This is a genomic window from Wolbachia endosymbiont (group A) of Aleiodes leptofemur (assembly GCF_964028465.1).
GTDB classification, from domain to species: domain Bacteria; phylum Pseudomonadota; class Alphaproteobacteria; order Rickettsiales; family Anaplasmataceae; genus Wolbachia; species Wolbachia pipientis.
Window position 1 is genome coordinate 204624 of sequence record NZ_OZ034782.1, and the last position, 12692, is coordinate 217315.

At 34.4% G+C, this 12692-nt stretch carries 15 protein-coding genes and 1 tRNA gene; 5 read left to right on the forward strand and 11 right to left on the reverse strand.

Features of this window, described 5'->3' with window-relative positions; genetic code table 11:
• Positions 1–50: 50 nt before the first annotated feature.
• The 3 genes from ABWU67_RS01170 to ABWU67_RS01180 all read right to left on the reverse strand — a co-directional run bounded on the left by ABWU67_RS01170 (position 51) and on the right by ABWU67_RS01180 (position 2616).
• Complete coding sequence (locus ABWU67_RS01170) at positions 51–395, reverse strand: transposase (protein WP_353282065.1); 345 nt, start codon at positions 393–395, stop codon at positions 51–53.
• 170 nt (positions 396–565) lie between these two features.
• Positions 566–1738 (reverse strand): porin, encoded by a 1173-nt coding sequence (locus ABWU67_RS01175; protein WP_353282066.1) that lies wholly within the window; start codon positions 1736–1738, stop codon positions 566–568.
• A gap of 62 nt (positions 1739–1800) precedes the next feature.
• The gene (locus tag ABWU67_RS01180; protein WP_353282067.1) at positions 1801–2616 is read right to left on the reverse strand and encodes a hypothetical protein; all 816 of its coding nucleotides are present in this window, start codon (positions 2614–2616) and stop codon (positions 1801–1803) included.
• A gap of 233 nt (positions 2617–2849) precedes the next feature.
• Here ABWU67_RS01180 and ABWU67_RS01185 point away from each other — a divergent pair, with 233 nt between their 5' ends.
• A complete protein-coding gene (locus tag ABWU67_RS01185; protein WP_353282068.1) occupies positions 2850–3635 on the forward strand; it encodes an enoyl-ACP reductase in 786 nt (261 codons plus the stop codon).
• Between the two features lie 16 nt (positions 3636–3651).
• Here ABWU67_RS01185 and secD read toward each other — a convergent pair whose 3' ends face one another.
• The 7 genes from secD to rsmA form a co-directional block, all read right to left on the reverse strand.
• A complete protein-coding gene (gene secD, locus ABWU67_RS01190; RefSeq protein WP_353282069.1) occupies positions 3652–5157 on the reverse strand; it encodes a protein translocase subunit SecD in 1506 nt (501 codons plus the stop codon).
• Between the two features lie 351 nt (positions 5158–5508).
• Positions 5509–5679: a DDE-type integrase/transposase/recombinase gene (locus ABWU67_RS01195; protein ID WP_080717647.1), complete on the reverse strand. Its 171-nt coding sequence runs from the start codon at positions 5677–5679 to the stop codon at positions 5509–5511.
• A gap of 379 nt (positions 5680–6058) precedes the next feature.
• Positions 6059–6184, reverse strand: coding sequence for a hypothetical protein (locus tag ABWU67_RS01200; protein WP_341810781.1), 126 nt, complete (start codon positions 6182–6184; stop codon positions 6059–6061).
• 59 nt (positions 6185–6243) lie between these two features.
• Positions 6244–6378 (reverse strand): hypothetical protein, encoded by a 135-nt coding sequence (locus tag ABWU67_RS01205; protein ID WP_007548353.1) that lies wholly within the window; start codon positions 6376–6378, stop codon positions 6244–6246.
• Positions 6375–6509 (reverse strand): IS3 family transposase, encoded by a 135-nt coding sequence (locus ABWU67_RS01210; RefSeq protein ID WP_007548354.1) that lies wholly within the window; start codon positions 6507–6509, stop codon positions 6375–6377. Before ABWU67_RS01210 ends, ABWU67_RS01205 begins: the two co-directional genes overlap by 4 nt.
• 63 nt (positions 6510–6572) lie before the next feature.
• On the reverse strand, positions 6573–8066 hold the full coding sequence (gene guaB, locus ABWU67_RS01215) for an IMP dehydrogenase (RefSeq protein ID WP_065095043.1): 1494 nt from the start codon (positions 8064–8066) through the stop codon (positions 6573–6575).
• Positions 8067–8182: 116 nt separating this feature from the next.
• Entirely contained in the window at positions 8183–8995 is an 813-nt protein-coding gene (gene rsmA, locus ABWU67_RS01220) for a 16S rRNA (adenine(1518)-N(6)/adenine(1519)-N(6))-dimethyltransferase RsmA (RefSeq protein WP_353282070.1), read from the reverse strand.
• A 78-nt stretch (positions 8996–9073) separates the two neighbouring features.
• Between rsmA and ABWU67_RS01225 the strand changes: the two genes are divergently transcribed.
• Positions 9074–9146: transfer RNA gene (locus tag ABWU67_RS01225), tRNA-Thr, on the forward strand.
• Positions 9147–9170: 24 nt separating this feature from the next.
• Positions 9171–9899, forward strand: a complete 729-nt coding sequence (locus ABWU67_RS01230; protein WP_341811154.1) for a triosephosphate isomerase — start codon at positions 9171–9173, stop codon at positions 9897–9899.
• Between the two features lie 221 nt (positions 9900–10120).
• Here ABWU67_RS01230 and dprA read toward each other — a convergent pair whose 3' ends face one another.
• The gene (dprA, locus tag ABWU67_RS01235; RefSeq protein WP_341822047.1) at positions 10121–11209 is read right to left on the reverse strand and encodes a DNA-processing protein DprA; all 1089 of its coding nucleotides are present in this window, start codon (positions 11207–11209) and stop codon (positions 10121–10123) included.
• Between the two features lie 61 nt (positions 11210–11270).
• On the opposite strand from dprA, the gene ABWU67_RS01240 reads away from it, so the two are divergent.
• Positions 11271–11645: a ferredoxin family protein gene (locus ABWU67_RS01240; RefSeq protein WP_063630600.1), complete on the forward strand. Its 375-nt coding sequence runs from the start codon at positions 11271–11273 to the stop codon at positions 11643–11645.
• Positions 11646–11838: 193 nt separating this feature from the next.
• Entirely contained in the window at positions 11839–12624 is a 786-nt protein-coding gene (locus tag ABWU67_RS01245) for a hypothetical protein (RefSeq protein ID WP_063630601.1), read from the forward strand.
• Positions 12625–12692: the final 68 nt, after the last annotated feature.

The window sequence follows — 12692 nt, forward strand, 5'->3', positions numbered from 1 at the left end:
TCCTTAATCTTATCATATCCGGACTTCTGTGGAAAGAGCTATAGTAGCCACTAGCAGAAAATCCTACATAATTCCTGTACTTTATAGCAGTTACTATGCTCTTTTATAAAAAAATATTTTACTCTTTTTGACTGGCCAGGGCTTTTTTTTAAATGTCTCTTTCCCTTGTTACTCTTGCTTTGTAAATCAAACCTCTCTTTGTCATAAGGTGCTACATCTGGAAATGCATTTGCCGCTGACTTTTTTTCGTTATATTTCTTCATCCATTTTCCTAATACACTATCCCTTATTCCTAGATCTCTTGCTACTTTTGCAACTGGTTGACCTACCTTTCTTTGTTCATTTGCCAGCTTAACAGCTTCCAATTTGAATTCTGCCGTATATTCTCTTGCCATTTCTAATCCTCCAAAATTTTATTTTACCCAAAAAAACTCTTTTCTTTCTCTCCACTTTTTCTGGGTAAGGTCAGTTTACTGGCCTCTCCATGAGTGAGATTGAAAAATTAAGTGGAAATCTGTGAACGGTTACCTTGGATGACAGAAAAGAGTGTTGGAAGGAGGCAATATTAAAAACTTAATTTCAGTCCAGCCAAGAACACATAACCAGAGTTGTTATTTTCTATTTTAGGCTCTTTTGTACTAAACTTTACAATATCGAAATAGTATGAAGTACCTAAAAAAAGAGAATTTTCAAGGCTTAAAGCATATGATGTTAACTCATTTGTACCTTCGCCTGCAATATCCCTACCACTACTAAAATATGTTAAGCTTGATTTGTAAGAATCAGAATGGTAAGCGATACCTGCATTCATATAATACGTATTATTTATTTCAGGATTACGCCTCTCACCAGATTCACCACCATTACCATACGAAAAAATGCAATCAAGATCGAACAATTTTAGCTTCAAACCAAAATTCCAGTGCAGTAATTGATTGCGACATTCATAATTTTTAGAAGTTCCATCTGAGCAACCAGTTAAATTTTCTCTTGCAAATTCACCAGTCAAAGCAGTAGTAAAACCTATATCATCTGACAAGCTGTTTTTATAGGAAAGGCCAGCAGCAATTAAATTGCTGTACTGTAAGTTATTTTTTCCTGGAACATAACTGAATCCGAGTTGAAAGTTATAGATTTCAGGGGAGATGTAGTTAATTGATGATTGTTTTAACCCTAGTTCGAGTTCATTATAATCGCTATAAATATTGGGCTTGACCCAGAACACCTTGTCTTGATTATATCCAGGGTCACCATCTTTTTTATGATCACCGCGCAAATTTGCATAGTTTGTCCAATGACCATTTACTCCTCCAGCAGCTGCATAAATTTTTGAAGTGTTAATTAACATGCTCTGACTAACTAAACTTCTTTTACCATATTCAATTGATCCAAGTCCCTGATTTTTAATGATGAAATACCCTTCCTCCATGTCTAACTTTTCTATGTCTAACGCTTTTAGGTTTGCAATACCAGAAACCCCTGCCTTAACATTAACCCCCATTTGAGTATTTGGATAAACTTGCTGTAAATAAAGAAAGCGCAAGTTTGAATAACTTGAAACCTTGTCCTTGGACTTAGTATCAAAAGAGTCTCTGTTGAAAGCGTAGCCGAATCTCAAATCTACTTCCCCATCTAGTTCTGCATAAAATATTTCCTTATCCAGAATTGTTTTAGAGCTAGCACTATTCTGCAAAAACAATGATGAAAGCAGTGCTACCAGGTAGTACTTTAACTTCATAAATAAACTTAAATCTTTATAAAAATTTAAGTTTAAACTCAATATAAATAAAAAACAACTTTTCAGAAGGCACCGCTGGTAGATTTTGCTGCCTGTTTTTGAGCTATATTCCCATAAATTATTGATACACTTGGTAATTTTCGCTTTAATAACTGCTTATTAATGGCAGAATGTATACGATTAATTATTTTAGATGTACTTTTTACATCGCAGTTAATCAAAACAAAAAGCACTTTATTCTCATCAATATACCCTAGAAAATCATCACTACGGCAATTTTTATAAAAATGTTCTATGATAACTTTCAGTGCATTATTTGTCTCACTACAGCTACTATTTAAGCCAATCACTCCTATAGCTGCATTAATTTGATGTTGAAAGGCAAAATTTAATATAACGTATAACTCTAGAATAGTGGACTCATTGCCCGGTATATCGAATAAGTCATGGTTTTTATATTTTTTACCCATTAGATATTTATCTCTAAAGATTCCTAGTTTATGGGACAAACTGATATCACGTATTAATAGCTCATAATTTATTTTATTACTGGCAAATTGTGCAGTGCGGAAAACTTTTACTTTTGTCCTGATATCTTCTCCTTTAGCATCAGTTAAGGAAAAATCTATCACTTTAGGTAATATATCAAGTAAATCGTGCCCATTTTCGGTATACTCTAAATAATTCTTCACGTTGTCAGCTGCTCTTGTGCTTAAGATATTAATTAATGGCTTATTAAGCAAATTCTCCTCTTCATATTTTAACAAATCCCTTGCAACTTGATTGAGCCCTAAAATTAACACGTTTTTTTTCTTATTATCCTGACAAACAGATACCACAGCATCATCTTTTCTTCTTGCAGTTATGAAATCATCCATACTTTCATTCTATACAGCGTATTTATAAGTATAATAAGATTATATTAAGATTTACTTACTTATTGATATGCTTAATTAGGTATAGACAAAATGTCATACGGGATGGCTTTGTTGTAGAAGAATCAAGATTACTGTTTATAGACTTCAAGTTACTGCAAAAAATATTTTAAAACATAGTGATATCTTGACTTTACCTAGTTAATATTCCAAATTATAAAAAAACAGATAGTTCTATGAAGACAAGTCTATTACAAGGCAAAAAGGGATTAATAACCGGAATAATAAATAAGAGATCAATAGCATACGGTATAGCAAAAACTCTCTCAGAGCACGGAGCAGAACTTGCAATCACCTACCAGAATGAAATAATAAAAGAAAAACTATCACCAATAGCAGATGAACTAAATGTGGAGCTAATATTACACTGCGACGTTTCAAATGAAAAAATCATAGATAACGCTTTCGAAATAATAGAGAAAAAATGGGGTACTCTTGACTTTTTGGTGCATGCAATAGCATTCTCCGATAAAAATGAGTTAGATGGTAAATATGTCAATACTTCACTGGATAACTTCCTCAATGCAATGCATATATCGTGCTATTCTTTCACTGCTTTAGCACAAAGAGCTGAAAAAATGATGTCAGGTGGTGGTAGTTTGCTTACTTTATCTTATTATGGCGCTGAAAAAGTTATGCCAAATTATAACGTTATGGGTTTATGTAAAGCAGCACTTGAAGCAAGTGTAAAATATATAGCATGTGATCTCGGGCCACAAAATATCAGAGTAAATGCAATTTCCGCTGGTCCAATCAGAACTTTAGCATCTTCTGGAATAAGCGATTTTCACTTCATATCAGAATGGAATAGAAATAATTCTCCGCTCAGACGCAATGTTACAATAGAGGATGTTGGCAAGGCAGCGCTATACTTATTAAGCGATTTAAGTAGTGGCACTACTGGAGAAATTTTGCACGTCGATTCAGGATATAACGTTGTGGGAATGAAGGTGGTTGACTGAGATCTAAATCCTTAATTCAAAGCGCTAGTTCCTTCGGGTTCATACACAACTCTATCAGGAGTTTTGTGACTGTGATTGCAGAAAACATCGAACATAAAATTCCTATTGATAAAGTGACAGAAAAGCCTCTAATTGCTCCGCTGCCAATAATGAACATTATTCCTGCAGCAATTAATGTAGTGATATTTGAATCCAGTATTGTCTTTATAGCGTTTTTAAACCCTTCTTCAATAGCACGTTCCACTCTCTTGCCAGATTTTATTTCCTCACGAATTCGCTCAAATATTAAAACATTTGCATCCACCGCCATACCGACAGTGAGTGCAATACCGGCAATTCCAGGTAAAGTTAGAGTTGCTTCAAGCAGAGTGAGAATTGATAATATAAGAACTACATTAGAAAAAAGTGCAACAGAGGCCAATACACCTAATTTGCCGTAAGTGATGATTATAAATAAAGCCACGGCTATAATAGAGATTGTTGCTGCCATTTCCCCTGCCTTTATTGATTCTTCTCCAAGACTTGGGCCAATGTTTTTTTCTTCAATTATTTCAAGTGGTGCTGGCAGTGCTCCAGATTTTAAAAGTATTGCAAGTTCGCTTGCTTGTTTTTCAGTGAAATTACCGCTAATTTCTCCCTCTCCATTTAAAATTGGCTCACGTATTGTAGGTACTGTTAAGACTGTGTTATCCAGAACAATTGCAAAAGGTTTTCCCACATTTTCTTTAGTGATTTTTGCGAATCTTTTACTCGCTATGCTGTCAAATTTAAAATGCACTGTTGGTTTACCTAAGTGACCAAATCTAACTGATGCGTTAACCAGCGAATCACCACCTATTTCAGTTTTGCGGAATATTGGATAAGAATTACCTAAAGAATCCTTGAGCATGACAGTGGTTTCATGGTCTATATCCTGCACCTTGGCTATGTTAGTATTTGCCAAATGAAAAGCTAGCTTAGCAGTTTTGCCAAGCAGAGATTTTATCTGCTTGGTGTCTTCTACTCCAGGCACCTGCACTAATATTTTATTCTGCCCTTGTTTTTGAACGCTGACTTCCTTTGTGCCAAGTTTGTCCAAACGGCGCTGGACATTGTTTATTAATTCTGCAACTACTTCACTGATCAAAGAATTTTTATAATGGGGTTTATACGAAATGAGAATTGAAGAATCTTTTCTATTTAGCTCTAAATTTGGATTTATCGTATTAACCAACACAGATGCTTTTTTATAATCATCAATATTATTTAAAGTTACAACGCTATTTTGTACGTTAGATTCAATATTTTTTGTTAGCAATGTCTCTTTTATCTCACCTGCTAGCATGCCTAGCTTTTCCTTAAAATAGAAGTCTAAGTCTATGTTTAGAAGCAAAGATGCCCCTCCTCTCAGGTCAAGGCCTAAGTTTATTCTTTTTTTCGAAATAAAAAGCTTATTATCAAAGAAATTTGGCAGTGTTATGTATAAAGCAAATAAACAGATGCATAATACTGAAAAAGATTTGACTATAAGTCTGTTATACATAAGTTGTAGGTTTAAAATTGTAATAATTGATTGTAAGTTAAAAATAGATTTTTGTAAAATTCTCTATTTGACCTTACCCAGAAAAAGTAGAGAGAAAGTTAAGACGTTTTTATCATGAGAATAAATTGTGCAGGAATGCAATAGTTATAGCCTTTCTTATAATAGTCCGAATGCGATAAGATATGTGTTTATGGCTATAGCAGGCCAGTAGCATATTACGGTCTGTTCGGATTATTGTAAAAAGAGCTATAATAGTAGAATGTCTACGTTATTTGTTATAAAAGATTTCTATGTATTCAAATATGGCAGTTCTGGTTTGTTGAGCGAGAAGTATCAATAAGCAGCTCCCTTTTAAGTGAACTTTTCTGCAACAGAGTTATCGTAACAACAGCCCTTATGGCTCATGCTGGAAATGATGTTTTTTGTATTCAATAGAAATTGGTAATTTTGAGAGGTATACTGTGACCCTTGATCGCTATGTAACAGCAGATTTTTATCGGGTTTGCGTTTATCAACGGCCATCAATAAAGAATCTATAACTAATTATCATGTTACTCATTAACCACCATGCGTGAATATAGGTCAATTATTGCCGCCAACAACCTTCTTTAGTTTTTATGTAGGTAATCCCAAACTTTATTTGGCTGATCAGTAGTATAGCTCTTTTTACAATAATCCGAACAGACCGTAATATGCTACTGGCCTGCTATAGCCATAAACACATATCTTATCGCATTCGGACTATTATAAGAAAGGCTATAAAATTTTGATCCAATGTGTTCGGAGCCACAACTCGGTTGCTTATTTGCTGTTTTTTATTTTTGAACCTTCGTCTAAACTTGGCTTTAATGCCATTTTCTTGCATAACACTTTGTACTGTTTTAATTTTTGCCTAAAGCTTTTAATTCAGCGTGAATTTTAGGGGCTCCATATCTGCATTTAGAAGCTTGATTATTTTTTGAATATCTGCTAGAAGCCCTTCTTTTGCTAATTCTTTACTGCTTTTTTCCTTAGCAACCAATACCACCAGTACAAAACCCTACATAGTTCCTGTGTTTTATAGCAATTTCTATATAAAAGAATACTTTACTCTTTTTCTTTGCCCAGGGCTTTTTTTAAGATGTCTCTTTCTCTTGTTAGTTCTTTTTTTAGATCAAATCTTTCTTTGTTATAAGGAGCCTTTGCCTGGAAATGCGTATGCTCCAGACATTTTTCCATCATATTTTCTTACTTAACATACTGCCATCTATACCTAGATCTTTTGCTATTTTTGTACTTGCTTGACCTGTTTCTTTAACCAGCTTAACAGCTTCTAATTTGAATTCTGCTGTATATTCTCTTCTATTTGTCATATTTTGAAAAAACGTTTTATTTTACTCCAAAAACGTCTTAACTTTCTCTCTACTTTTTCTGGACTACTCCGAATCGGTTGACAAATTGGACGTTTGATAAGCATAATTTGGAGCTTCTTGTGTAATGACTATATCATGAGCGTGACTCTCTCTTAATCCTGATGCAGTAATAGTAACAAATTTACAATTTTTTTTCATCTCTTCTATATTCCTATTACCAGTATACCCCATTGCAGCTTGCAATCCGCCAATCAATTGATGGATTACTCCTGAAGCTGGACCTTTGAATGGAACTCTTCCTTCCACTCCTTGTGGAACTAATTTGAGTTTTGAATCTTTATCTTGAAAATAACGGCTAGCTGAACCTCGTTTCATTGCACTAATAGATCCCATTCCTCGATAGCCTTTATATGCTCTGCCCTTATACATAATAATCTCACCTGGGCTTTCGTCAGTGCCAGCAAAAATCGAACCAATCATCACAGAGTCAGCACCAGCTGCAATAGCTTTTGCAACATCTCCTGAGTATTTTACCCCACCATCAGCAATTAGTCTGACGTTTCTTGCTCTACACGCCTCTGCAACATTCTTGATTGCAGAGAATTGTGGCACACCAACACCTGTAACTATTCTGGTTGTACAGATTGATCCTGGTCCTATTCCAACCTTCACTGCATCAACACCCGCATCAATCAACGCTTCAGCAGCCTCCTTTGTTGCAATGTTTCCGCCAATTAATTGCGTATTAGGATACATCTTTTTTATTTCCCTAATGGTATTGATAACGTTTTCGGAATGACCGTGAGCAGTATCCACAACAACTACATCAACTTCTTCTCCGATCAAAGCTTCACATCTGTCTATACCATCTTTTTTACCAGTGCCAATTGCAGCGGCAACTCTGAGACGCCCTTTACTGTCTTTACATGAATTTGGGTATCTATTGTATTTTTCAATGTCTTTAACCGTAATTAAACCTATACAACAAGAATTTTCATCTACGACCAAAAGCTTTTCTATTCTATTTTCATGCAACAATTTCATTGCTGAGGCACTATTCACTCCCTGCTCCCGCACTGTCACTAACTTATCTTTTGTCATCACTTCGGAAACTTTTACATTCATGTTCTGGTCTTCAATAAATCTCACATCTCGGTTAGTTAAAATTCCAACTAACTTGCGTTGATCGACTACAGGAATGCCAGAATAATTGTGCTCTCTCATTAATGAAATTGCTTCCGCAACTGTTTTATCCGGTGAAATCGTAATTGGGTTATACACGATCCAACTTTCATATTTTTTCACCCTTCTCACTTCTAAAACTTGTTCATCTATTGATAAATTCTTATGTATGCAACCTATCCCTCCATGTTGGGCAATAGCTATTGCAAAGCCCGATTCAGTAACAGTATCCATTGCAGAGGATATGAGAGGGATATTTAGTTCTATACTATTTGTTAAATAAGTTTTTGTATCTGCATCGCAAGGCAATATATTAGAATAGGCTGGCAAAAGAAGTATATCGTCAAACGAATAACAAGCTTCCATTTTTTTCATAGGCTTTATTTAAAGCTTATACGCCAATTAATTAAATTGCAATAGGCAAAATTAGCTAGGAGCCTTTAATTGTATAGCTCTAACTGTTTTTAGGAGATAGAAAAGCTATATGGTTGCTAATACATTTTATTGCAAAATAAGCATTCTACATTATTTGCCAGCAAACAAAACTGCTCAATAGTTAAGTTTTCTGGACGCTGGTTTCCGCTCAATTTAGCGTTTTCAAGGACAGTCTCAGCGTGGTTCGTTATATTTTGCAAGCTATTTCTCAGCATCTTTCTTCTTTGAGAAAAAACGACACGTGTTAATCTTGTTAAGGTTTCCAAATTTACTGCAAACTTTGGGGTAGGCAAAGGATTTACTGTAATTACTGAAGAATGTATTTTTGGTCTTGGAAAAAACTCTTTAGGTTCAATATCAAATTCCTTTTTTATATCACATAGCAACTGGCTTAGCACTGATAAGGAACCATAATCTTTAGAATTGGGTCTTGCCGTAATGCGATCTGCTACCTCTTTTTGAAACATTAATGTCAAGTTCGTAAAAAATTTTATATTATTTAACCACTTTAAAAATAACACTACCGAGATATTGTAAGGCAAGTTAGCAATAACTTTAACTGGGCGCTCTATCAGCTCTTCTTCTGTAACATGCAGTGCATCCGCTTCTATAATTCTATACTTTCCTTGATGCTCATTTAGCAGTTGGTCATGGTGTTTTACTAAATCTCTATCTTTTTCTATAGAAAGTAGAGACTTTGGATTATGCACCAATATTTCTCTTGTTAATGCACCATATCCAGGACCAATTTCAATGACATTAAAATTTTCCAGACTACCAGCTAAAGCGACGATTTTTTTTGTTATCTCACTCGATAAAATAAAATTTTGCCCTAGACTCTTTTTTGGCTTCAGTAAAAATTCTTTCATATTATTTTCATTATACAGTATTTTAAAAATTAGTTGACGAAAATTCATTGATAATTGTATATTATTAATGTGTTTAACGCCGGCTTAGCTCAATTGGTAGAGCAACTGACTTGTAATCAGTAGGTTGTCAGTTCAAGTCCGACAGCCGGCACTCTCGCCCATATAAGTAAAGTTGATGTCCTTTTTAATAGTAGCAAATTGGAAAATGAATGGAATGCGTTCTTCATTTGTTGACTTTATAGGCAAACTTAACAACAAGAGCAACGAAATTACCTCTAAGCTAGTGATTTGCCCTCCTTTTACATCATTGCCAGATAGTATAGAGCTAAGCAATAATATTAGTATAGGAGCACAGAATTGCCATCAGAAAAAGTCCGGTTCTTACACAGGTGAAATTAGCGCAGAAATGTTAAAAGAACTAGGGTGTACTTACGTAATACTTGGGCACTCTGAAAGGGCTAATGAAAAAGATAGTGAAATAAAACTTAAGTCGGAAATAGCAATAGAATCAGGCTTACACCCAATTATCTGTGTAGGTGAAAATTCAGAAGATTATAAGAATGAAAAAACAAAAGAAGTAATAGAATATCAATGTAAAAACCGCTTGCCAACACACGGTGAATATACCGTAGCATATGAGCCAATATGGGCAATAGGCACAGGTCATGTGCCAAATAATGATGCAATTACTGAGGTGATAGAGGTAATAAAATTGTGTACTGGTAAAAAACACATTATATATGGTGGTTCAGTTAGTTCAGAAAATATAGAAAATTTGTTAAATATTTCAAATTTATCAGGAGTTTTAATTGGCAGTGCAAGCTTAGATTTCGATCACTTTTATAAAATTATACAACAAGTTGAAAAAAAGTTTTCTCTTATCAATTCTAAAATCAGCAACTAAGAATCCTATAACAAATGGCATCATTCCAGTGTCAAGCATATATAGCTAACCCAAGAAAGATTTCCCTACGTCATACCGCGATTCATTCGCGGTATCTCAGCATAGATTCCGCTAACGAGTAGCGGAATGACGAATTTGTTGTTTTTCAAATTGTAGGTAAACCTAAGCCACTTTAGCTATATCTGTACGAACATCTAGTAAAACGACATAGCTAAAGTAATCTAGAAAATTAACGATATTTTATTCCCCGGTGAACGCTCTATTTTGTTTTCCAACTCTAGTTCTAAAAGAGCCATTAGAGCTATGTTGGTAGAAAGTCCGCTTGCTAATATAAGTTCATCTATATCAACAGGTACAGAGTTAATATGATCAACTATAACAGATTTTGCCTGTTGTAATTTTTCTTGTTTTTGGTTAACAAAATGGTGCTCAACATCAAATAGGTTTTTTTGCTGCGGAGGTAAACTAAACCTAATACTCTCTATTATGTCATCAGCGGATTCGATAAGCTTAGCACCGTTTTTAATTAAATAATTACTACCACTACAGCGTGAATCTAAAGGGAAACCAGAAACTGCAAACACCTCTCTCCCTTGATTTAAAGCAAAATCTGCTGTTATTAGAGAGCCAGAACGTTTCGATGCTTCAATCACTGCAACACCTAGCGATAGGCCAGATATAATTCGATTCCTTTGAGGAAAATACTGAGGCTTTGGTTTAGTAGCAAATGGAAGCTCAGTAACTATTAATCCGCCATTCTCGGTGATTTTTTTGTATAGATCAAAATTCTCTTTTGGGTACACCACATCAATCCCGCTTGCTGTAACAGCAATAGTGGGATGATCTTTGTATATTACACTGTTTGCTGCAGTATCAATTCCTCTTGCAAGTCCAGAAACGATAATAAAACCAGCTTCGCTTAAATCAAGTGCCAACTTATTGGCAAAATTTCTTCCATTTATTGAAGAGTTACGCCCACCGATTATTGCAATTATCTCACGGCTTAATAATGATATATCACCAAGCGCAGTTATTACAGGAGGACAACTAGAGATATTTCTTAAAAGATCAGGGTAATCTGGGTCACATGCGGGTATAATTTTAGCTCCAATTCTTTCTGCATTATTGATTTCTTCTCGTGCATCTTGAATGCCATACACCTTATTATTAGCCACCCTATTGAGATATTTCAACACCTCATCTAGCGATCCATGTGTTCTTAGTATACTAAAAAACTTTATTGGTCCTATAGTTCTAGCCAAGCTTAACCATACTTCTAATTCTTTGTTGTTCAATTTATTTATCTTCATAAAAGACTTGAATTTCTTATCAATTTAGTGTACCCAAGATAATACAAATATACAGTGTTTTATGACGCATTTTGTTACAGATAAATGCATAAAATGTAAATATACGGACTGTGTGGAAGTATGTCCCGTTGACTGCTTCTATGAAGGTAAAAACATGCTCGTGATTAACCCAGATGAATGTATTGATTGCGGAGTGTGCATACCTGAGTGTCCGGTGGATGCAATTGTAACTGATGATTCCATAAAAGATATTTTAGAACTAGATGAAGAGTTGCTGAGCAGCGAACAAAAAACTTTCAAGTCATTTTACAACATAAACGTAGAATACTCACAAAAATGGCCAAATATCACAGCTAAAAAACAACCTCTCTATACTGCAGAAGAGTATAAGGAAAAAAAGGATAAAACAACTTATTTTGATGAAAATTTAGAATAATGCTACTGAAGGAAAAGAAACTTTTTGTATTTCAGGGTTGTTGTTTTTGGTTGCTGAAAATAGTTGCGTTATCTAAGTTGTTATGCTGATAAATTAGTATCGATTAACTTAAGGATTAAGGAAAAAGGCTTATTGACTTTTGAAATATTTGATTATAAAATTAGCTATTAGCATCAAATCTTGGGGGTAAGTTGTGAGTATAAATAAAAGAGAAACCATTAAAAAGATTGAAGGGTTACTTTTTCAAGTGAATGGTGATCTTGAAAAAACATGTGATCTATTATCAACAGTAGAGTTAACCGAAGATGATATTAAAATATTGCTGAAAGAGATGATAAAAGAGTATCATAGCTTATCTGAAAAGATTTCTTATAGTTGTGGAATTACTGCAGGCGGTGCACAAGATGCCAACGCAAACAGCTTCAACGAAGTTTTTAAGCTAGGTTCACAAGAGTTAGCATTAGCAATGATGTCAGATTTCAGAAAGTCTTATGATCAAGAATTATTTAAGAAATATAAAAAAGAAGAAATGTCTTATCCTGAAGGAGAAGGAATACAATTTATTAGAGAATTGAGAGTTCTAAGTAGAATACTTACTATATCTTTAATAAGGAAACTTGATGAAGTTTACAAGTTTACTCCAGAAGAAATTGAGCGTTTGAAGGAATATATGTTAGTTAGCAACTATGATACAAGCAAAAGTCTTTCTGATATAGACAAATATATGCATGCACTATCTGCCTTAATTAAAAACTCTTCACTTGATACAAAAAAGATATTTGAGCTAAATAATCGAATGATAATACACAATACAGCCTTAATTGATTTAGTAACTAGTGGAGTAGTGAAAAAAGAAGAAGCAAAAGAACAATCTGCTGAGGATTTAGAAAAGCTTGTCTGTGAACAGTATAAAGGTACAGCAAACATGCCAGTACCGTTGCCGAGCACGCTATTTGAAGTGGATAAAAAAAGTGCTTGAAGAAAGTAAGAAGGTCTTATAGTTAGCCAAAGTAGGTATTTAATAAGCTTAATGTAACCATTATATAT

Bases quoted from the DNA above. Each gene is read 5' to 3' on its own strand.
- rsmA (WP_353282070.1), bottom strand. From the start codon at position 8,995: ATGAAAGAATTTTTACTGAAGCCAAAAAAGAGTCTAGGGCAAAATTTT.
- ABWU67_RS01185 (WP_353282068.1), top strand. From the start codon at position 2,850: ATGAAGACAAGTCTATTACAAGGCAAAAAGGGATTAATAACCGGAATA.
- guaB (WP_065095043.1), bottom strand. From the start codon at position 8,066: ATGAAAAAAATGGAAGCTTGTTATTCGTTTGACGATATACTTCTTTTG.
- dprA (WP_341822047.1), bottom strand. From the start codon at position 11,209: ATGAAGATAAATAAATTGAACAACAAAGAATTAGAAGTATGGTTAAGC.
- ABWU67_RS01195 (WP_080717647.1), bottom strand. From the start codon at position 5,679: ATGGCCGTTGATAAACGCAAACCCGATAAAAATCTGCTGTTACATAGC.
- ABWU67_RS01230 (WP_341811154.1), top strand. From the start codon at position 9,171: ATGTCCTTTTTAATAGTAGCAAATTGGAAAATGAATGGAATGCGTTCT.
- ABWU67_RS01180 (WP_353282067.1), bottom strand. From the start codon at position 2,616: ATGGATGATTTCATAACTGCAAGAAGAAAAGATGATGCTGTGGTATCT.
- ABWU67_RS01175 (WP_353282066.1), bottom strand. From the start codon at position 1,738: ATGAAGTTAAAGTACTACCTGGTAGCACTGCTTTCATCATTGTTTTTG.
- ABWU67_RS01210 (WP_007548354.1), bottom strand. From the start codon at position 6,509: ATGACAAATAGAAGAGAATATACAGCAGAATTCAAATTAGAAGCTGTT.
- ABWU67_RS01205 (WP_007548353.1), bottom strand. From the start codon at position 6,378: ATGATGGAAAAATGTCTGGAGCATACGCATTTCCAGGCAAAGGCTCCT.
- ABWU67_RS01240 (WP_063630600.1), top strand. From the start codon at position 11,271: ATGACGCATTTTGTTACAGATAAATGCATAAAATGTAAATATACGGAC.
- ABWU67_RS01170 (WP_353282065.1), bottom strand. From the start codon at position 395: ATGGCAAGAGAATATACGGCAGAATTCAAATTGGAAGCTGTTAAGCTG.
- secD (WP_353282069.1), bottom strand. From the start codon at position 5,157: ATGTATAACAGACTTATAGTCAAATCTTTTTCAGTATTATGCATCTGT.